Below are 26,315 nucleotides of genomic sequence, written 5' to 3'. Positions count from 1 at the left end.
AAATTATACCCCTTTACGAATAATAACGCCGCGTGCCTCAAGCTGTTTGATTGCAGCGGTTTTTTGTTCAAGCGTGATGGAAGATGGCCAGATAACAGCGTGATCGGCAAGAATCGCATCGCGTGTCACAATCACGGCTTTGGTATTACCGCTTGTTGCATCTACCTCAGCAATCAAAGCGCCAAGGGCGTTTTGTGTACCATCAGTAGCAGCAGGATTTAAGATTTTAATCAAATCGGTTTCACTGTCTTGGGCGATGATGGCACCAAGGGCTAGTTTTTGCCCCTGAGCTACGGTTATTTCTTCACGGGAATAAAGATTAGGAGCTTCAAACTTGAGAAGATCTCCTAAATTATTTTGTTCTATGGCAACGGTCATAAGGGTTTCCTCCATTTATGCGGTTAATTTCATTTGTTGACTACGAGCTTTAGCAGCCTGGATCACCGGATTTTCTTGGGGTGTTGGTTCAAGACTCACGGTGCTCAAGATCTCAAGGCCGGTACGATCAGCGAGTAGCTGCATAAGCTGCTCCCGTGCTTCGTTAACCGGGATATTTTGCTCAAGAAAATCACCCAGTTTTTCCGGCATCTTCGAGAGTTTGCATAAACGAAAAAGCTCTAAAGCTTCCGTGTGATATTCACTGCGCCCTTGGATTTTTCCTTGGGTAAGTAATTCTTCTGGATTAATGGTCGGTAATGTTTCAGTCATAGCTATGGTCCTTATAAAAGATTGAGAGGCTGCTTTTTGAATACATTCAGGAAAGGTGAGAATTTCGTCCGCAAGCCCTGTTTGAATGGCATCAAGGCCAAAATAGAGCCCAGCTTCTGTAGCCTTTACGGCTTCTATTGTAAGACCTCGATTACGGGCTACAAGCTCTACAAACATCTCATATAATCTGCTGACTTCACTTTGCAGGGTTTGCATGGATTCAGAAGTTAAAGGTTCATGGGGATTTAAATCATTTTTTCGATTACCGGCAAAAACCGTGGTGTATTTAACACCTTGTTTTTCATCAAAGGCACTTTGATCAATATGACTGGCAATCACGCCAATGCTGCCTACACCAGACGTGCGATTGATAAAAACCTTTTCAGCGCTGGATGCAATCCCGTAAGCCGCAGAATAGGCTTCATCATTACATACGGCCCAAATGGTTTTTTGACTCCTTGCCTGATAAATAAAATCGGCTAAATCAAACAGGCCGCTGGTTTCACCACCGGGACTATCAATGTCGAGCAAAAGCGTTTGTACGGCATCATCCAACAAAGCAGCACTGATTTGTTGTTGTATTTCATCGTAAGAAGTCATACCCAACATGCCGTCAAATACACCTGAGCGTTTGGTTAAAATGCCGTGAATCGGAATGATGGCGATGTTATTGCTACCACCATGTGCTAAGGACGGTTTTGTAAACTTCAAAGCTTTGTTTGAGGCCATGTGGGCAGCCAGCCACTCAAAGCTGCGACGCTCAATCATCATCGGTTTCATAGCAAATTTTAAGTAAATGTCATTCATCAAAAACCTCGTTTTTTAGGCGGTGTTGTATGCCTTGGGTCGGAATCTAAAACAAACCCAGCTTCATCAGCTCTGTTGTTATCTGCGGCAATTTCTTGATCGATTTCTTCAGCGTCATAGCCAAGTTCTGAAATCACTTCGCTTCGGCTTTTAAAGCCATTACGTACTGCCATTTGTTGTGCTTGCTGATCTTTGAGCGGATCAACCCAATCAAAACCTTGTGGGATCCATTTGACATCTTTGATGGAGGTATCTTTATCTTGAGAAGGTAAGGCACCGGAGAGTAAAGCCAGTTCAATCCAGCGATTCCAAACAGGTCTGCAAAATTGGAATACCATCACATGATGTTGTAAGGTGGCGCAGCGCCTACGAAATTCAATGAGGCCAGCACGAATGGAAGAGTAATTGACGTTGGTTAAGTCTCCTGTCAGCTGTTCATAGGTAATGCCCATACCAACCGCAATGGCTCTGAGCTGCTGGCGCATAAAGGCTTCGTAATTTGCTCCAACATCCGAAGGATTAGAAAATTTAACGTCTTCTCCAGGTTCCAATAACTGCATGGTGCCAGGCTCAAGTCCGGCAAGGGCCATCCCTTGTTCATTGGCAGCACCTTCACCCATCATGTTGGCTTCAGGATCAAGACGGGTAATAAACCCTGCAAACATAGCGGCGGTTTTCTTGCGCACCAACTCGGCATCATCATACTGATCCAGCTCATAAAGTTTCAGTAACACACGGCTCAGCCAAGGCTCACCGCGAATTTGACCAGGACGCAAGGATTTGTAAATATGCAGGATTTCAGAAGCAGGAATGCGTACTGATTCACCGTTTGAGACAAGCAGCTTTTCACCGGGATGTTCACGAAATAGATAATAGGCTTCTCTTTGTCCGAGTTTATTAAACTCAATACCGTTTCGAACCATATTGCCTGTGGCTAAAATGCGATTTACGGAGGTATCTAAATGCTCAGATTCAAGCACCTGTAATTGTAAGGGAACGGATAAGCCGTCTTCAGGGCGACGTACTCTAAAGCGCACAAAACATTCGCCACCTTCAATCATGCTGCGACAAATAGAGGCTTGCAGACCGTAAAAATCATTAACGCCATGGCTATCCGCTTCATCAGACCAACGCAGCCATAATGCCTGTACCGCTTTACGAAATTCTGCATTTTTAGCTTTTGATTGCGGTTTGATACCGGTGCCAACGGCGTTACTCACCAGTGTTTCGATAATATTGGAAGCATAAGGATTTTTACGCACCATATCACGCGCGCGGCTACGCAGCGTTTCTAAATGATTACCAAGAAGGCTGTTGATGGCGCTATTTTCCGGCTGCCAATAAGTTAAGCGTTTACCAGAACCGGCTGCATCCCAAGCAGAGGCTTTACTTTTGGGGCGTTTGAAAAGTTGTGCGAATGTTTTAAGTAGCATCAGCAAATCCCCTTATTTGTAGCAAAGGTAATGCGCCGCTTTGAGGACGTGCTGCTTTTTAAATCTGATTTAATGCGACTGCGTAAATTTAAGAGATCTTTTAAATCCACTTCCGCATATTTAACGATATGATCGCCATAAGCAACAGATACAACACGCTCGCCCATCTGTAGTTTGGTGATGGCTTGCTCAATTTTGACCAGATCATCTTCTGTGTACATAAAATTATCCCTAAATAAGCTTGGCTCAAAGTTGCCCTTTAGGTGTCTTATTCAGGAAACATGAAGGATGTGTCCGGGGGATTTTACTTGAAAGAAAAAGGAGAAAGTATTAGGATAGTGTTGATTTTAGGCATAAAAAAACTCCGGCATCTGATCACTGAGCAAGCCCAGGGGAAGAACACCGGAGTATCTAGATATAGAATATAGCCTTTTAACCTAATTTGTCAAGGCCAAAATTGTGGAAACCGTTACATTTGAGATTCTAAATTCAACATTTTCTGAAGGGCGTATATCACCTTATCTCAAAAATGGAGACACTCCCAAGCAAGTTTTAGCAAAATATAATGCAAATATTATGCTAAGTGAGGCAATGATTCCAACCCTTCATTATCTTGAAATTTGCTTGCGTAACAGGATCGATCAAGTCCTTAGAAAATATTATACCCCAAATTGGTTAATGAATCCTTCACACAATCTCATTATACCGGAGCAAGATACGAAAAAAATCAATGAAATCATTGCAAAGGTACAGCGCGAAAACAAAAGAAATGCTAGCCATGATGATATTGTTGCCCAAATGACATTTGGATTTTGGTGCTCATTTTTTCACAGAAGATACGACCCAATAATATGGCATCGCAAAGATACGTTTAAAATTATATTTCCAAATTTACCACGCACAAATAGGAAGCGTTCATACATTGAAGGCAAGATACTGAAAATTAAAGAAATTCGTAATCGCATTGCTCACCATGAACCAGTATGGAATCGTAAGATTTCAATTTTGAACGCACATAGCATGTGCCATGAGCTAATCGAGGCGATGTCTTATGATGCAATCAAGATGCTCAAAATGATTGATAAGTTTCCACACGTTTATGAATCTATTCATCATGACTCATAAATCGTCTTAGCGTAAAATGGATAACTTAACTGATATTATTATGTCCATTAAACCAAAATAATACACTTAGCGGTTATTATGATAGGTATTATCATAAATATCCAGAAGCTTTTATTAAAAATTTTTCTTGCACCAATCAACATATTGTCATATTTTTTACCTAACAATACTCGCGCGGCCTCTCAATAAGAAGCGTACCAGGCGAGTTTTTATCCCAAAAATCTGCTTCTCATGACACGCGGTCTTGTTGGTTTTGTTTGCGTGTAAGGAATTTGCTGCATTTTCTTTTTCTCTGTCGGCTGGCCAGGAGTTTTATAGCCCATCAAGCTATCCCATTTGGAGGGTTGCCAGCGGTCGATGCCGATTGCGATACTTGCGCTCCTAGCATAAATACGGCAATCAAGAGCTTCGTTGCGGTCACGAATCTTTTGCCATTCACGTTTTGGGTAACCTTTATGAACTTTTGTAACCAGCTGCTCTGATGTCAGTTGCTTAAAATACTCAGGCCCATAACTTGGAAAGTGGCAATATCCCGGAGGGAAACCTTCTTCGCCTTGGGAGAGCTTAAGCGCATGGTAAAGCTCTGACTTTAAAACAGAGACACCCACCGTCCAGAGTTTGGCCCCACGTCTGAGTTTTTGACCGAGTACAGTTACATCTACACGGCTTGGCGCACCTAGTGGCATAAGGGCTTTATCAACGCCTTTTACAGCCATGACTCGCCCAGGCGGTAAACTTCGAATCCAGCCATAGACTTCTTGAGTGGCATACCCAGCATCCACAGCCATCATGGAAATCCCTCGGTCTAGTCCGTCTTCGCTTGGGAATAAAGTGCTCATCAAATTAGAGAGATGCTGCCAAGTGCTCGTTTTAGCGGGGTCACCATCAAAAATAAGATAATCAACAGACCAACTCTCGCGGTTTTTACCCCATGCAACGATCTCCACCTCAATACGATCTTTTTGCACGTCAACACCGGCAGTTAGAACCAATCCACCAAAAGGTACAACTCCGATCGGATAGTTTTCTTTGCGTTCAAACAAGCGCTGCCAATCGGGAGCTTCACCTTTATCGACCCAGGTCTCGCCTAAAGTCGTGTTAACCCAAACTTTTAGCAGTTGTTCATTATCTTTAGCATGTAAGAAGTTCTGTGCTGCTTGTCCCCAGCTTAGCCATCCAACTGGACTATAAAGGCTTGAGAGATGAAATCCGGCAATCTTGCCATTGCACTCATTAGCAGCTCTCCACTCACCATTGGCTAACATCCAAGTTTTTTGATGATGGTGGATTTTTTCTTCACAAGATATGCAGACATAATAGGCATTGAGCGGATCATCCTCCCATTTGACTTGCGGCCATTTTAGAATTTGAAAGGTATGGCAATGTGGACATGGTACCCAATAATAACGTTGATCTGATGCTTCAAATTCGCTTTCAATCCGGCTTAAGCCTTGAATGGTAGGCGTTGAGACTAACAAAATTTTGCGCCTAGCAAAGGTGGCAGTACGTTGAATAGCAAGGGAGACGGGATCACCTTCACCGTCAGCATCCCCTGGATAGGCATCAATTTCATCTAAAAACAAATAGCGCACGGGCATAGAGCGCAAACCCACAGCGCTATTAGCGCCAGTTACCACAACAATACCGCCGGTGAATTCTTTGCTTTGGACGGTATTACCTGAATCCCGAGATCGTGGGTCTTTGACTTTATCTCGAAGGGCCGGTGTATCATCAATCAGTGGGGCTAAGCGTCCTTTAGACCAACGCTTGCCCATTTCAACAGTGGGTTGCACGACAAGCATAGGGCCAGGCGCTTGATCAATGATGTAACCGATCCAGTTATTGCCCGCTTCGGTACCACCAATTTGCGCGCCTTTCATAAAAATCACTTTTTCAACGGGTGATGATGGCGATAAGGCGTCCATGATTTCTTTTAAATAAGGTGTGCGTTCGGTGCGCCATCTGCCTGGTTCAGAAGATGCTGTTTGCGATAACATCCGAAAACCATCTGCCCACTCGGAAACCTTGAGCAGTGGATCAGGTCGAAGTCCTGCATTAAAACTGGTTTGATAGGCTTCAATTATCACGGCTGAGTTCCTCTAATGCGGTTCGGATTTCTTGCAGCAACACCTCATGAATTTTATGGGGATCATCGATAGATGCTAAAAGTGAAGCAACGCGATCAGGAATGTTCATCAAACTATCGCGTACGATTCTGGCTTTGTTGAAGGCTGATACTTTGACGTCTTCTACTGAAACCAGCGCTCCAATTTCTGCTTTGGCGCGGGCTTCCAAAAGCTTGCCCCGTTCCATTTCATTTTTGATGCGGGTTTTAAGGAGAAGCGTTGAAAGCTCAGTGACATCAGAGGTATTTTTACGACGTTGTGGTTGGTTTGGATCACGTAAGGCAGCAATTGCGGCATCTGCTTGTTCAACATCCACAAGGCCATCGACCAATTGAATGACGCCACTTTGCACCAGCTGTCCCGCATATTGTCTTGAAAATCCATGTCGCTTTGCCCACTGCGATTGCTTGATAAGTTCCATAGCTTATCATGTGCACAATTCATCAAAAGCTTGGCTGGTTTTAGCATGCACAGCCTTTCGCTTAGTGTAGGATTGCCAGCGCCTTATTATGGTATCGATGTATTTAGGATCAAGCTCAATCATGCGACAGCGACGTTTTGAATGTTCTGCGGCCATTAAGGTGGTACCAGAGCCACCAAAGGGATCAAGAACGATATCGCCAGGCTTACTGCTGTTAGTAATAGCACGCTCCATGAGCGCTACTGGCTTCATAGTTGGATGTAAATTGTTAGCGTTGGGCTTATCAATAAACCAAACATCGCCTTGATCACGAGCGCCGCACCAATGACGATCAGCGCCTTCACGCCAGCCGTAAAGAATAGGCTCATATTGCCTTTGATAATCAGCACGCCCTAAAGAGAAATGATTCTTTGCCCAAATGAGGAATGTTGACCAATGACCACCGGCTTGTTTAAATACTTTTTGCAATACCGCCAGCTCTGAAGCTGCCATGCACATATAAATAGCGCCTTTGGTGTTCATGATAATGTTAGAACAGACATCGTAGAGAAAACTTTCAAAGCCTTCGCCGAGATTATCATTCAAGATTTTGTGTTTGTTTTCGCGGGATTTGTTGCGCAGCGTATCTTTAATGCTGGCACCGTAATTAACGTTATAGGGCGGATCACACACCGTGATATCGGCTTGCTCATCCTCTAAAACAATTTTGTAGGAATCAATCAACGTACTATCGCCGCAATACAGTCGGTGATCACCTAAAATCCATAAATCACCAGGCTTACTAATGACTGGGGCATTATCTGCGGGATCAACTGCATCGGCTTCAGCAGGTTCGTCAAGATCAATATCGGTTGCATCTAAGAGCTTTTGTATTTCATCAAAATCAAACCCAGTTAATTCCAGATCAAAATTAAGCGCTTGCAAATCTTCCAGTTCAAGTTTGAGTAAATCGTCATCCCAGTCAGCCCAATTCGCTGATTGATTGGCAAGCAATCTAAAGGCTTTGATTTGAGCATCACTTAAATCATCGGCTAAAATCACCGGGATTAATTGTAAGCCCAGTTTTTTAGCAGCTTTTAAGCGTAAATGGCCATCAACCACGCTGCCATCACTTTTAGCAATGACGGGAATGCGAAAACCAAATTCTTTGATGGAGGCACACATTTTATCAACCACCGCATCATTTTTGCGGGGATTGCGGGCGTATGCGATAAGATTGTCTATGGGGATGTGTTGTATTTGAACTTCAGTCATAAGCGCACCCGTTCCTTAATATTTGTGTCAAGTGTCAAGGTTTGGGCCAATTCTAACGCTAGTAAGATCCCGGGGCTTTGCCACCCGCATGGCTTGAGGTTGGGGAAGGACCCGTGCACGCCCTGTGCCGAGACGTTAGTGATTCAATTGTGTTTTGAGGTCTTGAACACTTCTTAAGTCATAAGCTCTAAATCCTTTCTCTTACTGTTATAGGTTATATTCAGCACTGAATTTAAAAACGTCCGCGCTTTTAAAAATATTTTTTCTGCGAATCATTTTGCCCTCTAACACTGGATATCTCCTTGCACTTATCTCTGCCTACTATATTCAGCAACGCTGTATGATCTGTCCGCAAAACTGAAAATATTTTTTGCATCTGATCAAACCCTTGGTATTGCTGATAGATGTTATATTCAATGTTCTTCATGGATGTGTCCGACTAAAAAGAAAAATATTTCATTTGAGTTCACTCAAGCACGCAGCATATCCCGCAACGTCCACCAGGCTATCGTAATGGCCAGGGTTCTTTTGTAGCCGTGCAATCTTTAAATCCATCATCATCAAGCCGACTTGAGCGGGCGTAATGGTTGTGCCAAGGAGTAGCGACCAGCGTTTAGCAATATGCTCAAAATTCTCTTTGGGCGAGCCATACATTTTTTGTCGTTCTTCAATTGTTGATATGGATTGCTCCAGTAATCGTTTGCCATTCATTGTTTAACCTCCATATTGTCTTGTGCCCATAGCAATAACGCCAGGCTATCGGCTTCATTATCATCAACAGGATTAAATCCTTTGGCTTTTACAGCTGCTATAACCTCCTCCTTGCTTGCATTGCCTTTGCCGCTTACGTGACGCTTAATCGTGCCAACGCTTACACCTTGATAAGGAATTTCCTGATCTTCACACCAAGCCGTCAAATGCCCTAAAAACCCGCCATAGGTGTGGGCGGCATCAGCACCTAAATGCCTACGTACTTCTTCAAAATACACCGCTCGAATGTCCGCTTTTTGTTTTAACGAATCGAGAAAATGTCTAAAGCGTAAGAAACGCATACCACCACCACTAAAGCGTGATGTATGAAAGCTTTCACTTCCACTAAAAACTCGGCCTTCATTGAACAATGCCCAGCCGGTTTGTGTTCCTAAATCTAAAGCTAAGATGTTTTTCATATCCACCATCCAAGAAATGCTATTCGCAAAATTTATTTTCTGGTGTTTATGTTCAGCTTTGTTTGAAGTTGTGTTCGCAAAAAATATGAAGTTAGAAGGGGGAACTTTTACGCGCGCGAAATACCTTTTATAAATATGGGGGCAAGTGCCCGTCAGGGTCACTTACCCTATATATTTATATATAGGGAGTTTCTCCCGAATCTAGAAATCTTCTGGAACCCTAGTAAAATCAGGGGTTTGCGCTAGATTTCCTAGAATGACGCCTAGATTTCTTGTAAATCTAGAAACAGCCCTCAAACCCTTGATTTACCTGGATTTCTAGATTTCTGCAGATTCTAGATTTACAAAATCTGGGTCTAGATTTACAAAAATCACCCCTCATTTAGAACTCATATTGCCAATGCCATAGGGCAAACACTCTTCAAAACACCTTTCATTCAAAGTTCATAGCACCAGTGCCATGTGACAAATGAGCTGAAAAATTATTTTTATCGAAAGCTCACAGCACCAATCCCACCTGATAATTCCCTCACAATTCAATCCCATTCCAACATCTCATTCAGGTGGTCTTATTTAATTTTCTAGAAGTCTGATTCTTTGTTTTTGAGTCGTCTTATTTCCAGGCCTTTGCATTACCCGCGGTCTTATTTGATTTAGGCGCGTCCGGTCAGAAAAACCGCCAAAAATCGCATCCTTGAAGCATGAACCAATCAAGGAGGCTTCATATGAGATCACGTAACAATTACTCAGGTTTAGAGCCTGAGATCGTCAAACAACTTAAGTACCATGCCTGGCGTTTAAAGCAAATGAAATGTTTTGAATCCCAGGAGATCGAAGACATTGAGCAAGACTTACTGCTTGAGATTTGGCCGGCTTTATCCAAGTTTGACCGCTCAAAAAGTAGCCTTGCAACTTTCGTCGATAAACTTCTTTCGCGCCGCAGCAACAATTTGATTCACAAACATATGTGCATCAAACGGGGCGGTAAAACCCAAACTTTGTCTTTGGACAAGGAAGATGAGAACGGCCAAACCCTTATGGATTATTTGGCAGATGATCATTGCTTTGAAGATGAGGTCAGCATTCGCATTGATGTGAGTAGGGCTATTCATCAATTGCCGGAAAGCCTGCAGGCGCTTTGTGAGCAGCTAAAAATCTTCACCATCACCGAAGTATCTCACATGAGCGGGCGCTCAAGAGCAGCCATTTACCGTGATTTAGAGCTCATGCGGCCCATGTTCTTTCCCACGTCTGTTTACATCAGAAGGTGCGAACAATTTTTTCCCCAATGCGGAATATAACAACCATACCAAGGAGAACTGTATGCAAAATTTAATACCACTATCGTTTCTAGACGAAGCCAAATCAACTGAAATCAGTCAGCTTTCTTCCGAAGATTTACGCTCGCTGATGGAAAGACTAACTGAGATGGCCGAGTGCCTTAAAAAGCGCAAAACCCTTTTAGAAGATGGCCTAAATCTTAAATTCAGCCAAATGGCTCAAGACAAGTTGAAGCTAGATGGCAGGGATACCGGCACCATTCGCTTTGATGATGGCGCTTACACCATTGTTGCTGAAATGCCTAAAAAGGTGGTTTGGGATCAAGAAAAACTTGAAACCATTATCGACAAAATCCCAGCCGGTGAACGTAAACACTATGCCAAAGCTACCTATGCGATTGATGAGCGCAAATACCTGAGCTGGTCCGATGATCTTCGCAAATTCTTTGATGAGGCACGCAGCGTCCATTTAGGCAAACCAAAATTTCAAATTATTGATGGAGGTAACGACCAATGAGCATGAAAATTATCAGCGCCGATCAGCGCTTAAAAAAACAAACCGGCGTCAAAATGGTCATCTTTGGCGGCTTTGGGATCGGTAAAACCCGGCTGCTTACAACGCTTGATGAACCGACCCTATGCATTGATTTAGAAGCAGGTTTACTTGCAGTTCAAGACTGGCAGGGTGACGCCATTAGTATCCGCACTTGGAATGAAGCACGGGATATTGCCTGCCTTATTGGTGGTCCTAATCCGGCACTCAGGCCAGATCAACCCTATAGCCAAAAGCATTATGAATATGTTTGCGCTCATTATGGCGATCCAACTGCGATGGAAAAATACAAATGTATTTTCATCGATAGCATCACGGTTGCTTCACGTCTTTGTCTGACTTGGGCTAAATCGCAGCCGGAGAGTTTTTCCGATAAAACCGGCCGGTCAGATACTAGAGCTGCCTATGGACTCTTGGCTTCTGAGATGATGGCTTGGCTTAACCAGTTCCAGCATATCCCGAAAAAAGATGTGATTTTGGTCGGCATTTTAGAGCAGCGCCTGGATGACTTTAATCGTCCCCTTTGGGCGCCTCAATGTGAGGGTAGCAAAACAGCCAATGAAATACCAGGCGTGCTTGATGAAGTCATCAGCATGGTGGCCATGAAGGCAGAAGATGCGCCCGATAAAAGAGCTTTTGTGTGCCAGACGCTCAATCCTTGGGGATATCCGGCCAAAGATCGCAGCGGCAGGCTTGAGATGGTAGAAGAAGCCCATCTTGGCAAATTACTCAAAAAAATTAAGACCTCTCCAGTAAAGAACCAGATGCAGGCCTCTGACTTTACCGGAGAGGCTAGCGCAACCCTCAATATCAAAGGAGCACCAACACTATGACATACGAATTTTCAACAGATTTCAATAACGCTTTGCCACAAAATGATTTGGCCCTTATTCCGGCTGGAACACTCGCTAAAGTCACCATGACCTTACGTCCCGGTGGATTTGGTCCTGGTCAGTGGCTGACCAAAAGTGATCGCACAGGTTCTGTCTACCTCAACACTGAGCTGACCATTCTTGAAGGGCCTTATGCTAAACGCAAAGTTTACCATTTAATCGGCATTGAAGGCGCTAAGCGCAACGCTAAGGGCGAAGATACCTGGGGAATGAATGGCAGAACGATGATTAGGTCCATCTTGGAATCTGCCAGAAATATCCATCCTAACGATCGCTCTCAAAATGCCATTGAAGGTCGAACTATTAACGATCTTTTGGAACTGATGGGCATAGAGTTTGGCATCAAAATCGGTGTTGAGGAGGATAAAAGCGGCAATTACCAACCCAAGAATACGGTCCTTTCGATTATCACCCCAAATTACAGTTCTTATGCTTCAGTAATGGGTGTTAGTAGCAGCAAACCTAAAGCTTTAGATGTAGCGGAAACAGAAACGCCGAGTACTGCAGCCCAACCAAGTTGGCTTAATAGGTAGGAGGTAAATCATGACACGACATCATCCTCCAAAAGCATCACCTCAGCCCATCGATATTTTGATGGCAAGCGGTGCGATAAAGCCTCTTACGGAACTTGAAATAGGCGATGAGATTATTGGTGCAGATAGCCTGCCACGAACGGTAATTGATATCAGAACATCTTTAGAAGATGCCTTTGAAATCAGACCGATTAAGGGAGCCTCGTTTGTTTTAGGCGCCAGCCAATCTTTGCCGTTGGTGCGATCCACAAGCCTTGAACTCTATGATCTAAAATCCATTCCGATGTGGGAATACCTCAAGCAATCACCGCATTTTAAAGGTGTGCATTTGCTATACCGCATGCCTGTGAATTTTAGTGATGGTCCAAAATTACCGCTTGATCCATATTTCTTAGGAATTCTGCTTGGTGATGGCTGTTTTCGGAATACCTCACCAAGTATCACCACACCCGATCCGGAAATTGTGGATTATTGCTTTGCGATGGCCGATCAAATGGGGCTTTCGGTACGTATCGATCAAATCCCGGGTAATCAAGCCAATGGCTATTATTTTAGCAGTATCAGCGGGAAAACCAATCCACTGACTGAGGCTTTGCGGAATCTTGGTTTATACAACAAAAGCTCGCCGGAAAAGTTTATCCCGGACATCTATAAGCGTGCCTCTAAAAAAGTACGGCAAGAGATTTTGGCAGGGTTGCTTGATACGGATGGTCACATGCTTCACAAAACCTTTGAGTACACCACCTCAAGCAAACAGCTCGCTCAAGATATTGCATTTGTGGCCCGAAGCTTAGGTTTGATGGCGCTGCCTAAAGAGAGAACCGTTGAAGGGCAAATCTATTACCGCTTTTGCATCTATGGTGATTTTAAAGATATCCCACTTCGGGTAGGGCGCAAAATCCCTGGTCCAAGGGTACAAAAACGCCATGTTCTTCGCACCGGATTTACCGTGCATCCGTTACCGCCGCAACAATGTCTGAAGTTGGTTTTACAAGGGCCAGATAGCCTTTATTTAAAATCAGACTTCATGGTGATGCAAGGAGAGCAGCCATGACTATCACAGGAGAAATACTGCTATGGCGGGCTGTGATTGATAGAGCCGCGCGCGATGCTTTTGGATGTACCGATTCCAGTCTCTATAGGCACCAGGCCCTGCGCTGGTTTTTTCAAAAATCAACTCAGTCTTTTTGCTTTGTCTGTGATCTTGCAGAACTAGATCCCGATGCGGTGCGCGATCACTTCTTCAAAGCGCTCATGACAAAGAACTTTCAACATATTCAAAAGGTAATCAGATGGTCATGATATGTCAAAACAACAAGAACCGTGGTGCGCATTCTGTCACGGTAAAGCCGGCGGTTTTGGATGGTTTCATTCACACAACCATTATTCAAAACATTGGTGGTTTTGCAGCAAAAAGTGCCAGGATGCCTTTAGCAGCTGGCGGAAGCGATTCCCACGATTCCAACCGGAACAAAGGGAATGTTACGTCCGTCCCGATTCATATTATGCGAAACGCCCAGATCCTTTTCAATTATCTGGCGAAACACGGGAATCTGGCAGCGCCTATCGGAAGTCTTACGGTGGCTGATTTAATTAAATGGTGCCAAATCATCGATGAGGTCAATCATGGAAAATAAATTAGTAACCATGCTTGATGCGGCTATTGCACAAGAACACCGGCAAAAACCAAAAAGGTCCTATCTTGGTGCTTCTCGTTTAGGGGAAAATTGCGCACGTAAATTACAGTATGAGTTTATGGGCGCAGAACCTGATCATCCATTTACGGGTAAGCAGCTGCGAACGTTTGCTATGGGTCATCATCTGGAATCATTAGTCATTTCATGGATGAAAGATGCCGGGTTTGATATCAGGACTCACAACAAAGACGGCCAGCAATATAGCTTTTCGGTCGCAGGTGATCGCATCGCCGGTCATATTGACGGCGTGATTGTAGCAGGTCCCGACGGTTTTCTTTATCCGGCTCTTTTTGAGTGTAAAACGCTCAATAATAAATCCTGGAAAGATCTTGAAAAGCACGCGCTTGCAGTCAGCAAACCCGGCTACTACGTGCAGGTCCAGCTTTATATGGCGTATATGAAGTTAACAGAAGCACCAGCCTTGTTGGTTGCGCTCAATAAAGACACCTCGGAGCTTTATTTTGAGAGAGTGGCTTTTGATGGTGCTATAGCCCAAAAATACTCTGATCGTGCTGTACAAATCTTACAAGCTTTAGAGGCTTCTGAATTGCTGCCGCGTTTAAGCCAAGATCCCAATTACTTTGAGTGCAAATGGTGCCCTTACCATAAAACCTGTTTTGGAGGGGGCTTATGAGCAATGTCATTGATATGAAGGATTTCTTTAACTTCAACACAGCAATCCCGCAGAACTGTTTTGAAAGCACAGCACCTTGGGAACCGTCAGAACAAGTATCGGAGCTAAAAGCCAGGTTACTCTACAGCCTTAAATCCTGTTTATCCTATTTGTTACCGGGCGGTGTTTTCCAGCGCAATAAGTTTTATGTGGGTGATGTACAAGGCAACCCAGGCCAAAGCTTGGTGGTTGAGCTTGAAGGGAATCGCATCGGTATGTGGCATGATTTTGCAACCGGTGAAGGGGGCGACATTATCAGTTTATGGGCAGCAGTTACCAGTAAAGACACACGTTCGCAGTTTCCTGAGATTTTAGCCGATATCGCTCAGTGGTCAGGTGAGCGCACCAAAAGCGTGTATGCCATGGTTTCTGAAATTAAGAAAAAGCACGAGGCTACGCAAGAGGAAGAAGGACCTGAGCTGCTCGGGGCCCCCACAGCCAGATGGGATTACTTTGATGAAGCAAACAAATTGATTGCCTGTGTTTATCGCTATGAAACAGATTCAGGTAAGCAATATAGGCCATGGGACGTTAAAACCTGTCGCAATCGTGCTCCCAATCCAAGGCCGCTTTACAATATTCCGGGCATCTTAAAAGCCAAAACGGTTGTGCTTGTTGAAGGGGAAAAATCAGCAGATAGCCTCATGAGACATGGCATTACGGCAACAACTGCCATGTTTGGTGCCAATGCCCCCATTGATAAAACGGATTGGGAGCCGCTGAAAAACAAACATGTGATCATTTGGCCGGATCATGATGAGCCAGGCCAACAATATGCCGATAAAGTGTCATTAAAACTCAAAAATCTCGGCGTGGCATCCATCCAAATCCTTCAGATCCCAGAAAATAAGCCCAAAGGCTATGATGCAGCGGATAGTGATGCAGAAGGTGTTGATCTTGAAGATTTTATTGAACTTTGCCCGAAAAAGACAATCAGCATCAATAAGATGGTCCCGGCTTTTACCTTGGGGCAATTACTTCAGGATGATTCACCAATGCCCTCTGATGTGATTGCCCCGCGTATTGTAACGCCTGGTGGATTGTTGATTTTTGGTGGTGCGCCCAAAGTCGGAAAAAGTGATTTTCTTATAAGCTGGCTGGTGCATATGGCAGCTGGCATTCCGTTTTTAGAGATGAAGCCCGCAAAGCCCTTGAAGATTTTTTATCTGCAAACAGAGATTGGCTATCATTATTTGCGTGAGCGTCTTAAGCAATTGGAGCTTGATCCTGATGTGTTAGAGCAAATGAGCAATAATCTAGTGATAACGCCGCAAACCAGGATGCTATTGAATGACGAAGGCATTGCCCAGATTGTGCAGACCATCAATGATTTTTTTGATCCAAAAACCGTGGACCTCATTGTCATTGACCCTTTGCGTAATATATTTGATGCTGGTGATCACGGTACGGAAAATGATAACAATGCCATGCTGTTCTTCTTGCAAGAAAGGCTGGAACGGCTGCGTCATTTGGTAAATCCCAATGCCGGGATGATTGTTGCCCATCACACCAAGAAGATTACCAAAAAGCTTTTGGAAGAAGATCCTTTCCAGTCCTTGAGCGGTGCTGGCGCCCTCAGAGGTTTCTACACCACCGGCATGATTCTCTTTAGGCCCGATGAAACCAAAACGCCTAGGCAATTGATTTTTGAACTGCGTAACGGTGAGCGCATTGATAATAAGTGGGTCGATAAAATGGGCGGCAAATGGTCTATCTTGGAAGAAGAATCAGAGCGTCTAGTGAATAAGCATTACGGTGAAAAGTTGGATGCAGAGCGCCGGCGCAAGCACGATATTATCCTGCAGCTGATTTACGATGAAGCACGCAAGGGCAAGCTTTATACCGCGAGCCAATTTTGTAGAGCCTTTGAAAATAGATCGGGCCTTGGCGGCCAGCATTCTATTCGTGATCGCATTGATGTGCTTGCTACCAAAGGCTATATTAAATTCTGTAAAAGAGCTGCCCGCAAATCAAAATATGGCTTTTTATGTGTGGAGGCTATGGATTTGAAGGAGACAAAAGTTGACTCTGAAACAGGCGAAGAAACTACCCACTTTCAGCCTATTTTACCCACCCATTACAAGTCAGCTGAAGATGGCACAATCATCCCTTTAGAAAACCCTTCACTTTGGTTTTATCATGATTAGCTATTTTGTGAAAACCAGATTGAATGGGTTTAGCCGATAACCATATTCCTGCTTTTTAAAACCCGGCCAGCCAAGGGTTTGAATGATGTCATCACGTTTGATGTTAACGCCCAGCTCTTTAGCAAGCGTCTCTTCTATGGCTTTTTGCATCTTGTTAAGCGGTCTTCTGATTTGCTGCTCTAAATCATCAATCAACCCCATATGCGGCTCCAGGCGCTCAGCAATTTGATGAAGATTGAGAGGTGTGTGCATCTCTTTGGGTTTGCCTTCTTCAAAATCGCGCCAGTATTGTTCTAGTAAAATTCTGAAAATCTGAATACGGCTTGGGGCTTGTTTACCGATCACATGAACGCCGCCTACAAAAATACCTTCACTACCAATGGCGATGCTGTAGGTTGTTGGTTTTTCCGTCATATTTGGTCGATGCAAAGAAACAAAAGGTAGTACTTGCCTTGAAACATTGGGAATTTCTTTGGGTACGCCATGCTCCATCGCCATATACAAACCTTGCTGTAAAGACAGTCGTTCGTTCATCAAATCTGATAACCTGATGGTCGTTATATTAAGGGGCAAATGAGGTAAGGTTTTTCGTAATGTGACGATCAACGTCGGCTGTGCCTTGAGGCGATCTACAGCTAAATATGAAGGATTATCGATGAAATCAGGCAAGATTATCGTTACAAAGCCAGAGTCCAACAAAACGTGATAAATGCCGGCGCTTTGATTTTTAAAGGTAAATTCTTTGAGCTCAGCCTCAAGCCACTGCACTATAGTCTGCTTTTGTAAGGATAAAGAAACAACATGAAAACGTTGCTTTTGGTGAGTGATGGGTAAAATGTAACGTCCGCATTCCTCGCACATGAGATCATCGCAGGATTCATCAAAATCATCAGCAATAACAATTTTATTCTCACAATCGGGATTAATCAGATTGTCAAAATCCAAAGCATCTAAGGGGTTTGCGCACTTGATGAAATAATGTTCTTTGAGCTGGATAAAGCCAAGCTCTCCCAGATGATATGCCGCTTCTAAATAAACCTGATTCGGATTGATCCATGAATTGCTGGACTCAAGCAAAGCTTGCAATGCATCTTCATGCGCAACATTTTGCTTTAGGCAAGATCGTAAGGCCATAGCAATCCTTCATCCATGTTTTAAAAGCTGCGCGCCCCTTTTTATCCAACACATATTCTGAATAACAAATCATCACATGACCCGGATCAGCCGCATCCACTCTGAAAAAGAGGGTGACCTTTTTACCCTGAAACTCCACTCTTACCGAATCAATCATAGCGATATCATCCAAAACATCGCCAACGGCCTGGTGCAGTGCTTCAAGTTCTTCTGCAATGGGGTCGGTCGGGTGCGTTGTTAAAATCAAATGGGTGTTGTTTTTAAGGTGAGCAGATCTGAATTTAAGCTCAAAGAGTTTGAGCTTCTTATCAATTTCACTTGCGCACGACCGCAAAAAAGTCTTCACTTGAGCAGTAAAGTTGTAATCTTGCATGTTGATGAAGGAGCAATCCTTATCAAAATAAGCACTCACCAAACGGTCAGCAATCTTCAATCCTTGATTGGAACATTTGGCACAAAGATTCACTTGATTAGCGTTGGCAGCAAAATCCAAGATGATCCAATCCGGCTTATGTCCATGGACAATGCGGTTAGAGCTTAACAGCAAATCTTCATCACTGGCTCTGCGGATAAAGAGATACAGACGATCTTCATGATAAAACAAACCCTGAAGATGGGTTTCAAAGCTGTCATTTTGCTCTTCATCATGAGATTTGAGAGCAGCTCGCACCACATCTTCAGTCACAAATTCTTTGAAAGAGGACAAAGGCTGGCGTGGCGGGTTTTTCAGCACAAAGGAGCCAAACCCTTTCTTTTGCACTTTATCAAAATGATATACGTGCTTGAGCAACTCAGGATCAGCCTTAAAAAGCGCAAACAGTAACCCTTTCTTGTCGTATTTATCATCTTTAACCAATAGCTTGGCCATAGTTTCAGCGCAAAGTACCGGCTTTGCAATTTCAGTGATGGCCGCTTCAAGTTTGGCGTGATTAAAATGATGCACCAGAAAATAATTGATCAATTCTTCAGGAAAGTCGGTTAAGGTTTTACGCATTTGCTGCACGGAAAGTTCATGGGGAGGCTTTTTCATGGATAGGTCAAACAACAGGCCAAGCTGGCGTCCTGATAGGGAATCGAGCCAGTTCTTGCGGATCTTAGCATCTTGGTAATCCTGAATCAGCCTATCAAGGGGCATTTCCAGATGACTTTCCCAAAATTCACGATTCGGATGGATCTTCGCCATCAGCACTTCATTGTTTAACACCATTTGCAGCATTCGTTTTAACCTCCACTGTTTTTCTAATTGCAATCACTTTCCCAAGAATCCTTAACTCTTGGCCCTTTTTGACATGGATGACCTCATGCTCAGGATTTTCAGGCCTAAGCTCCACGCCAGTTAACGTTTGATAAAAGGTTTTGCAGGTTGCTTCATCATCAATCAGGGCCACCACAACTTCACCATTCATCGCAGTCGGTTGAGACCTAACCACGACATAATCTTTGTCATGAATGCCGATACCGATCATGCTATCCCCGCAAATTTGAAGGGAAAAACACTCGCCGCGTGCAAGACTTGCATCTACACAAAACTCACCTAGATGATCTTGAATCGCCAAAATCGGATATCCTGCCGCCACACGTCCGACCACTTGGATAGGCACAATATGCGGAATTTGATCTGATTTTAGGGGTTGATCCAAGATTTCAATGGCCCGAGCTTTCCCATGCTCCCGACGCAAATAGCCTTTGGCCTCGAGCTGCTGAATAATTTCCAGTGCTGAGACGGCAGAAACGCCACGCTCAGATGCGACTTCTCTAACACTCGGAGCAACACCATGTTGCTCTTTAAGACGGCAAATGACAGCAAACGTATCTTCTTGAGCTTTGGTGAGTCCTATGGATTTCACCGGCCCCGGTTTGGTTTTCTTGGGAGCATCCATTGCTTTGTGATTGAACCTCATATCCTAAAATTTAACTTAAATTTATCATACCTAACAGATGTTAGGTTGGTCAAGAGCTATTTGTAACATATGAAGTTCTTGTGAACGAAATCTCTCCGGAAGCTGTACATAAACCACATGCCAATCAGATGAGGTTCTATATGCCGCTCACCAAAGCCCAAAACTATGATCGCCTAAAAGAAGTTGCACATATTATATCTTCCGCAATCATACGTGCGCGCTCTAATAAAAACCTGGGAAAACCAAGGCATTCAGAGGAGCTTTCTCTTGACTTCTCTTCCAAAGGAAGCGCTTCTAGAGCAGGTTTGTTAGAGAAAACTCATTATGGTCAAGATCATGAAAGAATCTGTTATTAAGCAAGTTCTAGCTTTACAAAGTAAAAACACAGCAGAACTTAAAGAATTATGGCGCAATATTTTTGATGCGGATGCGCCACCTCATTCCAAAACCTATCTCATCCCAAGGCTGGCTTATCGTCTACAAGAGCTTGCTTACGGTCCTATGACAGAAAAGTCCGCAAAGCAACTGGATAACCTTGCGGATCAAATGGAAAAAGGTAAAAAATTCACTAATCACTATATGGCTTCTAAACTTTTAGCCGGTACCAAGCTCATTCGTGAGTTCCAAGGCAATTTGCATGAAGTACTGGTCTCAGAAAATGGCTTCATCTACCAAGGGCAAAGCTATAAATCCCTATCGGCTATTGCCCGTAAAATCACAGGCACCAGATGGAATGGACCGGCATTCTTTGGTTTGCGTGGTAATAAGGAGGCTTGATGAACAAAAAGATACGCTGCGCCATTTATACACGCAAATCCCATGAAGAAGGATTAGAGCAAGCTTTTAACAGCCTCGATGCTCAGCGCCTTGCCGCTGAAAGCTATATCGCCAGCCAACAACATGAAGGATGGGTGGCTTTAAGCAAATCTTATGACGATGGGGGTTATTCTGGTGGCACCCTAAATCGTCCTGCTTTACAAGAGCTGTTTCAAGATATTGAAAATGGCCTGGTTGATTGCGTTGTGGTTTATAAGATAGACAGATTGTCCAGGTCGCTGATTGATTTTTCGAAGATTGTAGAACTGTTTGATAAGCACCAGGTTACCTTTGTTGCTGTTACGCAATCATTCAATACGTCCAGCTCTATGGGCAGATTGATGCTTAATGTGCTTTTGAGTTTTGCCCAATATGAGCGCGAACTAACAGGCGAACGTATCCGCGATAAATTTGCTGCTTCCAAGAAAAAAGGCATGTGGATGGGTGGCAACCCACCACTTGGTTATGACATTTGTGATCGCAAATTAGTGATCAACGTGCAAGAAGCAAAGCTGATTCGGCATATCTTTAGCCGTTTCTTGATCTTGCGTTCAACTACCAATCTAGCGCGGGAACTCAATCAGCAAGGCCATCGCACCAAACGTATCATCAGCAAAACCGGCAAAGAATATGGTGCGCAGTTATTTACAAAGGCCAACCTTCGCAGGACTCTGATTAATCCGATTTATAAAGGATTTGTCGCCCACAAAGATGCTGTTTACGAGGGGGAGCATGAAGGTATCTTTGAGCCTGAATTTTTTGATGAAGTGCAGAGCGTCTTTGAAAAGTGCCCGCATATTCGGGGCAGAGAATCTTCTGCTAAAGATCAAGCGCTTTTAAAAAACCTCATTCGCTGTCAGGTTTGTGATGTTTCTATGACGCCGACCTACACCAAAAAGAAGGACAAGCGCTATCGCTATTATGCCTGCAGCAATCATTTGCGTGGGAAAAGCTGCACTTCCCACCACAAAACCATTGCATCCAATGAAGTTGAACGCTTTGTTGTACAACAAGTGCGTGAGATTCTTAAATGCCCTGAAATTACCGCTAAAACCCTGAAGTCTCTGGAGGGGCAAATCGCAATGGATGAGGCCTTTGCCATGCTGCAGCAGATTGATGTGATCTGGGATTCGCTCTTTCCCATTGAGCAATACCGCATCATTTGTTTGCTGATCAAAGCAGTTTTGGTGCGAGAGGACGGCATTGATGTGCGCATCCATGCGGATGGTCTGCAGAGTTTACTGCTCCATGCGGGGATGGAAACCGTTGCGGAAAAAGATGAGGCATGCCTATGAGCAAGGGAGAATTATCAATATTTATGCCCATGCGCCTTAAAAAGCGAGGCGGTAGAAAAATGGTGCTGGTACCTGAGGGAAAGGCGCCATTGGCTAGTCAGCATTCGGGCATTGATACCACATTAGTCAAAGCCTTGGTCCGTGCCCACTTATGGCAACGCCAGCTGAAATCCGGCAAATACCAAACCATGCAGGATTTATGCGATGCCAATAAAGTCACAGCCAAATATGTGCAGCTGATCCTAAGGCTTAATTTCCTTGCCCCAAAACTCAAAGAAGCTATTATCAATGGGCACCAACCCCGCCATATGAAACTTGCTGATCTTATGCAAAACATCCCGAGTCTATGGCACAAGCAAGGCGAATTATTTGGAGCAGATATTAATCTATAACAAAGCCCAGGGTTCTGGGAAATTGGACAATGGGGGATTAGAATGATTTGTAGTTTGTTCTGGCCTTGGATATCGCTCACACATCAAAATGAAAATGTTCTTTAGTAAGTCTCCACACAATTTAACTTGATCCTTCGTCCAAAGTTCAGATTCGTCCAATGGCCTAAAATTTTTCTGATTTTGGATATGAATTCTATTGCGGATTTTTGCGATGTTTTGAATACGATCGTATATTTCTTGATTGTTCCCTAATAAGCTATACTTTTTACAGATATCACTAAAATTGGTCAATTTATTTGGAAGGTCAATGTTTTGCAGCGCTTCTATATCGTCCTTATCAAGATTTGGAACCTTTTCATATCGATGTTCGTGAATCTTTTTAAGAAAGTCATATAAGAGGCATTCAATGATACTGCTTATAATCAAAATAATGGGTTTGTAATAATATTGAGGCTCAGATGTCCCATGAATGTTAGCAATCATAACTTCTATAATTTTAAAATTATAATCAACATTATCTCTTCTTTTATAGTCCCAAAAAATCACCTTTGAATAATCTTCGAACGCAGTCATAAAGTATTCCCTCATATACCTTCAGATTGAATTTTTTATTAGTTCTTATTCAATTTAATTATGCTTCGAGGATTGTAAAAGTCAACCAACATACAAGGTGCTTTCTCTATTTCGAATTTCGCTTGCTACTCCGCTTTTCGTTCTCTAAAAATGCATGAGCAAAAAACAGAAATCCTCTTAAATCTAGGCAAATCAAGGGTTTGATGACATGCGTACCTTCGACCGGAGTGTTCGCATGTATCGGAGATGGAGAGCATAAAAATGGAGATTTTGGGGGTGAAATAGCAAAAATGGAGAAAGTGAGGTACGCATCCTCCAACAGATCAAAACGCTATAAAGCTTACAAATACTGGGGTTTTGAGGGGCGCTGACGCTAGCACAAAAAGACGAGAGAAAAGTTCTCTTCAAAAAATCTGGCGGAGAGAGAGGGATTCGAACCCTCGATACACCTTACGGCGTATGACGGTTTAGCAAACCGTTGCCTTAAGCCACTCGGCCACCTCTCCGGATAAGTTTTAATTTAATGGTCTTGCGGGGTAGATGTCAAACGAAAAATCATGAGTTCTGTTGATTTTCTTGTCCGGCTTTTTCTTGTGCTTTTTGTTCTGCATCTTCTTTGGCTTTAAGGGCAAGTTGTGCTTTTTCATCCTTAAGCATGACAAGGGTTACAAGTCGTACTTTTTGGTGATCCATAGATGACATAATCATCGAAGCCTTTTTAGGTGTCATAGCTTTAAAGATTTCACTCAGCGCTGTTAATTCTAATTTATTCATGATTTCTGCGGCTTGGAGGGGTTTCATGGCTTCATAAATCTTCACCATTCTCTCAACGTTTTCTTGTTCTTTTTTGGTGAGATCATTTGTTGTGGATTTGATATCTTTTTGAATTGCTTCTAAATGCTCAATTTGTTTGTTTAGTTTTTCTTTTGCAATATTAACAAGGGCTTCTTGTTGGACTACTTTTGCGCGGTCATCTGCAAGCGTTGTGTCGCCTTCTTTTTTAGACATGGCTTGCAAAATTTTTATTTGATTTTCATCTAACATTAAAGGATCAAATTCTTCTTTTTTGGAAGAGGTTTCTTCAGGCTGTTTTGATTCACTTTCTTTTTGAACATTTTTTGCTTGTTCCTCCTTTTTAGGGGCTTCGGCCATTGCTTGGGAAACCAGAGACGTCTCTTCCCAATTAATTAGAGTTCGATGTGTCCATAAATCTTCTACCTTATAGAGGAGACACAAACCCGCCATTAATGTCACAATTAAGTTTAAATCGGGACGCCAAGCAATAATTCTAAGGCTGAACTTGATTAAGCTATGCAACATTTCCTTTGCCCTTATTCATAATTTTCTTTGCGGTCTTTGTCAGAAAGAATGATTCCATTGTGACTTTGTTAGTTGGAAGTTGGCGTTCAACATTAGGTGTATGTTCGATCTCAGTATCATCTGTTCGTATTTCTTCTTTCTTTTTCTTGGGTTTTTGTGTTTTTGTAGTTTTTTTATTGATGTCATCTGTTAATGTCGCAAATTCTTGTGTACGTCCTGTCGCGATGAGTTGCTCTAGGTGGTCAGCTAACTCATTCCCGCGTGAGACCATAAAATCAAGATCATTCTTAACAACGAGGGCAGGGGGAATCCTTGAGTTAATAATGTGATCAACTTCAGAGGACACTTTTTTAAGCTCTTGGAGTTGTGATTGGGTATCGATAATTTGTTTAGCATAGTCCTTCATCAGGGGAACAATTTCCCCGTGAAGCGTTTTAAAGTTGCTAAGCGATTGGGTTAATCTAACTGAGTGGAGAATAACCCCAATCAGTAATCCAATCATAATAAGATCAACAAGAATAGGCATTTAGTCTTCTCCGTGTATAATATTTTCGATTTTTATGGCAACGTTCCCTGCTTTTTTTCCGACTTTTCCTATAAAGAGGGGGATATCGCCACTATTAATTTTTACTGGTGTATCTGGGGTTGTGTTTAGAAGAACTTGACTCCCAACTGTCCAATTCATAGCCTCGTCAAGAGTTCCGGTGATTTCTCCTAGGATTGCTTCGATCTCAAGATCGGTGTGGAGTAATTCTTTGATAAGGTGAGTTTCCCATATGGCATCTCGACCAAACTTTTCTCCCATAAAGTTTTGCAAAAGGAGTTCTCGTATAGGCTCGAGGGTTGCATAGGGAACTAAGAGTTCGATACACCCGCCACGTGTATCAATTTGAATGCCAAGGCGGATCATGACAGAAACGTTTGTTGGGCGTGTAATCGATGCAAATTTTGGATTTGATTCCATGCGGTCAAAACGGAATGTGACGGGGCATAAGGGATCAAAAGCAGCACTTAAATCTGTTAAAAAGGCAACGACTAAGCGTTCAATCAAGTTCATTTCAATCGTTGTGAATTGACGATTATCAAATCGCATGGGCGCATTACCACGACGCCCACCCAACAAAACATCAATCATGGTATATATAAGGTCCGTGTCAACCAAAACAATTCCGTGGTTGTCCCATTCTTCGGCTAAGAACACATTGACCATTGCCGGGACCGGGATGCTATTCATGTAGTCGCCAAAACGGACAGAGGATATTGACTCTAAAGAGATTTCGACGTTTTCGCCTGTGAAGTTACGCATGGAAGTTGTCATTAGTCGAACAAGGCGGTCAAAAACAACTTCCAACATAGGTAATCGTTCATAGTATACCGCGCTGCCACTAACAAAGGATGACACACCTGTTCCGGGGGTTAGCGCATTTGTCGGATCCATGTCCATATTGGGATCAACTGTTTCTAATGCTGATTCATGTTCTGTTTTTTCTTCATCTGACATAGATGGGCTCCGGTTATTGGATCAACATAGATGGGATCAGTACATTTGATGCCTTTGCGGGGCTGATCACGTTGTTTGTGCGTGTAAGAAGTTCAGATCTCACGCGTTCAATTCCCGCTGATCCGGCTAAATCTTCAACATCGAGCCCCCTGAGATATTCTTGGAATTGGTCGATTAAAAGCGGCTTGAGTTTCTCGACAACTTTTCCGACTTCTTCATTGGGAGCTTGTACGGTAATGGATATTTTAAGAAAGCTGGATTTCCCAGAAGCATTCCTGAGGTTTAATAATATTTCAGGGATATCAATAAATTTTACGGTTTCTATATTAATTTTAGTGTCAGCGGGTGTTTCTGGTTGAGGTTCTTTGATTGCTTGTTCACTCTGGTTTCCTGCTTCTTTGTTTCCATGTCCCAGTAGACTTGTTCCCAGAGGTGTAAAGAAAATTCCGGCAACAATGACAATAAGCAACACGAACACGCCGATGATTATAATTTTTCCTGTCCCTGAGTCTTTTGCTTCGGTCGGGATTTTTGGTGTTAAATTTTCATTTTCTTCAGACATGA

29 protein-coding genes, 1 tRNA gene and 1 pseudogene are annotated in these 26,315 nt (G+C 43.2%); 13 read left to right on the top strand and 18 right to left on the bottom strand.

Going from position 1 to position 26,315, the window contains the following annotated elements:
* Nucleotides 1-3: 3 nt before the first annotated feature.
* Genes KF820_01475 through KF820_01460 form a run of 4 tightly spaced genes read right to left on the bottom strand, consistent with a single transcriptional unit; the run spans nucleotide 4 to nucleotide 3,169 of the window.
* The gene (locus KF820_01475) at nucleotides 4-393 is read right to left on the bottom strand and encodes a head decoration protein (GenBank protein MBX3457017.1); all 390 of its coding nucleotides are present in this window, start codon (nucleotides 391-393) and stop codon (nucleotides 4-6) included.
* A complete protein-coding gene (locus tag KF820_01470) occupies nucleotides 394-1,515 on the bottom strand; it encodes a S49 family peptidase (GenBank protein MBX3457016.1) in 1,122 nt (373 codons plus the stop codon).
* Nucleotides 1,515-2,948: a phage portal protein gene (locus KF820_01465; protein MBX3457015.1), complete on the bottom strand. Its 1,434-nt coding sequence runs from the start codon at nucleotides 2,946-2,948 to the stop codon at nucleotides 1,515-1,517. Before KF820_01465 ends, KF820_01470 begins: the two co-directional genes overlap by 1 nt.
* Nucleotides 2,948-3,169, bottom strand: coding sequence for a hypothetical protein (locus tag KF820_01460; protein ID MBX3457014.1), 222 nt, complete (start codon nucleotides 3,167-3,169; stop codon nucleotides 2,948-2,950). The genes KF820_01465 and KF820_01460 overlap by 1 nt, the downstream gene beginning before the upstream one ends.
* 238 nt (nucleotides 3,170-3,407) lie before the next feature.
* On the opposite strand from KF820_01460, the gene KF820_01455 reads away from it, so the two are divergent.
* Nucleotides 3,408-4,073: an Abi family protein gene (locus KF820_01455; GenBank protein ID MBX3457013.1), complete on the top strand. Its 666-nt coding sequence runs from the start codon at nucleotides 3,408-3,410 to the stop codon at nucleotides 4,071-4,073.
* Nucleotides 4,074-4,969: 896 nt separating this feature from the next.
* Here KF820_01455 and KF820_01450 read toward each other — a convergent pair.
* From KF820_01450 to KF820_01430, 5 genes and pseudogenes are all read right to left on the bottom strand, one after another.
* Nucleotides 4,970-6,154 (bottom strand): annotated as a pseudogene (locus tag KF820_01450) (phage terminase large subunit family protein).
* Nucleotides 6,150-6,620 carry a hypothetical protein gene (locus KF820_01445; GenBank protein ID MBX3457012.1) on the bottom strand — a complete coding sequence of 157 codons (471 nt, stop codon included), beginning with the start codon at nucleotides 6,618-6,620 and terminating at the stop codon, nucleotides 6,150-6,152. Before KF820_01445 ends, KF820_01450 begins: the two are co-directional and overlap by 5 nt.
* 6 nt (nucleotides 6,621-6,626) lie before the next feature.
* The gene (locus KF820_01440) at nucleotides 6,627-7,874 is read right to left on the bottom strand and encodes a DNA modification methylase (protein ID MBX3457011.1); all 1,248 of its coding nucleotides are present in this window, start codon (nucleotides 7,872-7,874) and stop codon (nucleotides 6,627-6,629) included.
* A gap of 456 nt (nucleotides 7,875-8,330) precedes the next feature.
* On the bottom strand, nucleotides 8,331-8,585 hold the full coding sequence (locus KF820_01435) for a hypothetical protein (protein ID MBX3457010.1): 255 nt from the start codon (nucleotides 8,583-8,585) through the stop codon (nucleotides 8,331-8,333).
* The gene (locus KF820_01430) at nucleotides 8,582-9,043 is read right to left on the bottom strand and encodes a hypothetical protein (GenBank protein MBX3457009.1); all 462 of its coding nucleotides are present in this window, start codon (nucleotides 9,041-9,043) and stop codon (nucleotides 8,582-8,584) included. The genes KF820_01435 and KF820_01430 overlap by 4 nt, the downstream gene beginning before the upstream one ends.
* 725 nt (nucleotides 9,044-9,768) lie before the next feature.
* On the opposite strand from KF820_01430, the gene KF820_01425 reads away from it, so the two are divergent.
* Genes KF820_01425 through KF820_01385 form a run of 9 tightly spaced genes read left to right on the top strand, consistent with a single transcriptional unit; the run spans nucleotide 9,769 to nucleotide 16,819 of the window.
* Nucleotides 9,769-10,344 (top strand): hypothetical protein, encoded by a 576-nt coding sequence (locus KF820_01425; protein ID MBX3457008.1) that lies wholly within the window; start codon nucleotides 9,769-9,771, stop codon nucleotides 10,342-10,344.
* A gap of 22 nt (nucleotides 10,345-10,366) precedes the next feature.
* Entirely contained in the window at nucleotides 10,367-10,840 is a 474-nt protein-coding gene (locus tag KF820_01420) for a hypothetical protein (protein MBX3457007.1), read from the top strand.
* On the top strand, nucleotides 10,837-11,709 hold the full coding sequence (locus KF820_01415) for an ATP-binding protein (GenBank protein MBX3457006.1): 873 nt from the start codon (nucleotides 10,837-10,839) through the stop codon (nucleotides 11,707-11,709). The genes KF820_01420 and KF820_01415 overlap by 4 nt, the downstream gene beginning before the upstream one ends.
* Nucleotides 11,706-12,302: a hypothetical protein gene (locus KF820_01410; protein ID MBX3457005.1), complete on the top strand. Its 597-nt coding sequence runs from the start codon at nucleotides 11,706-11,708 to the stop codon at nucleotides 12,300-12,302. The genes KF820_01415 and KF820_01410 overlap by 4 nt, the downstream gene beginning before the upstream one ends.
* 10 nt (nucleotides 12,303-12,312) lie before the next feature.
* The gene (locus KF820_01405; protein MBX3457004.1) at nucleotides 12,313-13,356 is read left to right on the top strand and encodes a hypothetical protein; all 1,044 of its coding nucleotides are present in this window, start codon (nucleotides 12,313-12,315) and stop codon (nucleotides 13,354-13,356) included.
* Nucleotides 13,353-13,604 carry a hypothetical protein gene (locus KF820_01400; GenBank protein MBX3457003.1) on the top strand — a complete coding sequence of 84 codons (252 nt, stop codon included), beginning with the start codon at nucleotides 13,353-13,355 and terminating at the stop codon, nucleotides 13,602-13,604. Before KF820_01405 ends, KF820_01400 begins: the two co-directional genes overlap by 4 nt.
* The gene (locus KF820_01395) at nucleotides 13,595-13,939 is read left to right on the top strand and encodes a hypothetical protein (GenBank protein ID MBX3457002.1); all 345 of its coding nucleotides are present in this window, start codon (nucleotides 13,595-13,597) and stop codon (nucleotides 13,937-13,939) included. The genes KF820_01400 and KF820_01395 overlap by 10 nt, the downstream gene beginning before the upstream one ends.
* On the top strand, nucleotides 13,929-14,633 hold the full coding sequence (locus KF820_01390; GenBank protein ID MBX3457001.1) for a PD-(D/E)XK nuclease family protein: 705 nt from the start codon (nucleotides 13,929-13,931) through the stop codon (nucleotides 14,631-14,633). The genes KF820_01395 and KF820_01390 overlap by 11 nt, the downstream gene beginning before the upstream one ends.
* Complete coding sequence (locus KF820_01385; protein ID MBX3457000.1) at nucleotides 14,630-16,819, top strand: AAA family ATPase; 2,190 nt, start codon at nucleotides 14,630-14,632, stop codon at nucleotides 16,817-16,819. The genes KF820_01390 and KF820_01385 overlap by 4 nt, the downstream gene beginning before the upstream one ends.
* On the opposite strand, the gene KF820_01380 is transcribed toward KF820_01385, so the two are convergent.
* The 3 genes from KF820_01380 to lexA are packed head-to-tail and all read right to left on the bottom strand — an operon-like array spanning nucleotide 16,820 to nucleotide 19,854.
* Nucleotides 16,820-17,953 (bottom strand): hypothetical protein, encoded by a 1,134-nt coding sequence (locus KF820_01380; GenBank protein ID MBX3456999.1) that lies wholly within the window; start codon nucleotides 17,951-17,953, stop codon nucleotides 16,820-16,822. It abuts the gene before it with no gap.
* A complete protein-coding gene (locus tag KF820_01375) occupies nucleotides 17,913-19,160 on the bottom strand; it encodes a hypothetical protein (GenBank protein MBX3456998.1) in 1,248 nt (415 codons plus the stop codon). Before KF820_01375 ends, KF820_01380 begins: the two co-directional genes overlap by 41 nt.
* The gene (gene lexA, locus KF820_01370; protein ID MBX3456997.1) at nucleotides 19,144-19,854 is read right to left on the bottom strand and encodes a transcriptional repressor LexA; all 711 of its coding nucleotides are present in this window, start codon (nucleotides 19,852-19,854) and stop codon (nucleotides 19,144-19,146) included. Before lexA ends, KF820_01375 begins: the two co-directional genes overlap by 17 nt.
* A gap of 324 nt (nucleotides 19,855-20,178) precedes the next feature.
* On the opposite strand from lexA, the gene KF820_01365 reads away from it, so the two are divergent.
* Genes KF820_01365 through KF820_01355 form a run of 3 tightly spaced genes read left to right on the top strand, consistent with a single transcriptional unit; the run spans nucleotide 20,179 to nucleotide 22,357 of the window.
* Entirely contained in the window at nucleotides 20,179-20,631 is a 453-nt protein-coding gene (locus KF820_01365; protein ID MBX3456996.1) for a DUF2924 domain-containing protein, read from the top strand.
* Complete coding sequence (locus tag KF820_01360) at nucleotides 20,631-21,965, top strand: recombinase family protein (protein MBX3456995.1); 1,335 nt, start codon at nucleotides 20,631-20,633, stop codon at nucleotides 21,963-21,965. The genes KF820_01365 and KF820_01360 overlap by 1 nt, the downstream gene beginning before the upstream one ends.
* Nucleotides 21,962-22,357: a hypothetical protein gene (locus tag KF820_01355; GenBank protein MBX3456994.1), complete on the top strand. Its 396-nt coding sequence runs from the start codon at nucleotides 21,962-21,964 to the stop codon at nucleotides 22,355-22,357. The genes KF820_01360 and KF820_01355 overlap by 4 nt, the downstream gene beginning before the upstream one ends.
* Here the strand turns inward: KF820_01355 and KF820_01350 are convergent.
* The 6 genes from KF820_01350 to KF820_01325 form a co-directional block, all read right to left on the bottom strand.
* Nucleotides 22,352-22,930 (bottom strand): hypothetical protein, encoded by a 579-nt coding sequence (locus KF820_01350; GenBank protein ID MBX3456993.1) that lies wholly within the window; start codon nucleotides 22,928-22,930, stop codon nucleotides 22,352-22,354. The genes KF820_01355 and KF820_01350 overlap by 6 nt on opposite strands.
* A gap of 414 nt (nucleotides 22,931-23,344) precedes the next feature.
* Nucleotides 23,345-23,436, bottom strand: a tRNA-Ser gene (locus KF820_01345).
* Between the two features lie 49 nt (nucleotides 23,437-23,485).
* The gene (locus tag KF820_01340; GenBank protein ID MBX3456992.1) at nucleotides 23,486-24,250 is read right to left on the bottom strand and encodes a hypothetical protein; all 765 of its coding nucleotides are present in this window, start codon (nucleotides 24,248-24,250) and stop codon (nucleotides 23,486-23,488) included.
* A complete protein-coding gene (locus tag KF820_01335; GenBank protein MBX3456991.1) occupies nucleotides 24,240-24,776 on the bottom strand; it encodes a hypothetical protein in 537 nt (178 codons plus the stop codon). The genes KF820_01340 and KF820_01335 overlap by 11 nt, the downstream gene beginning before the upstream one ends.
* The gene (gene fliM / locus KF820_01330; protein MBX3456990.1) at nucleotides 24,777-25,751 is read right to left on the bottom strand and encodes a flagellar motor switch protein FliM; all 975 of its coding nucleotides are present in this window, start codon (nucleotides 25,749-25,751) and stop codon (nucleotides 24,777-24,779) included.
* 13 nt (nucleotides 25,752-25,764) lie between these two features.
* On the bottom strand, nucleotides 25,765-26,313 hold the full coding sequence (locus KF820_01325) for a flagellar basal body-associated FliL family protein (GenBank protein ID MBX3456989.1): 549 nt from the start codon (nucleotides 26,311-26,313) through the stop codon (nucleotides 25,765-25,767).
* Nucleotides 26,314-26,315: the final 2 nt, after the last annotated feature.

It is taken from the genome of Candidatus Paracaedibacteraceae bacterium, assembly GCA_019636055.1.
Classification (GTDB): Bacteria; Pseudomonadota; Alphaproteobacteria; order Paracaedibacterales; family Paracaedibacteraceae; genus Paracaedibacter.
This window is presented reverse-complemented; position numbering and strand designations above follow the sequence as displayed.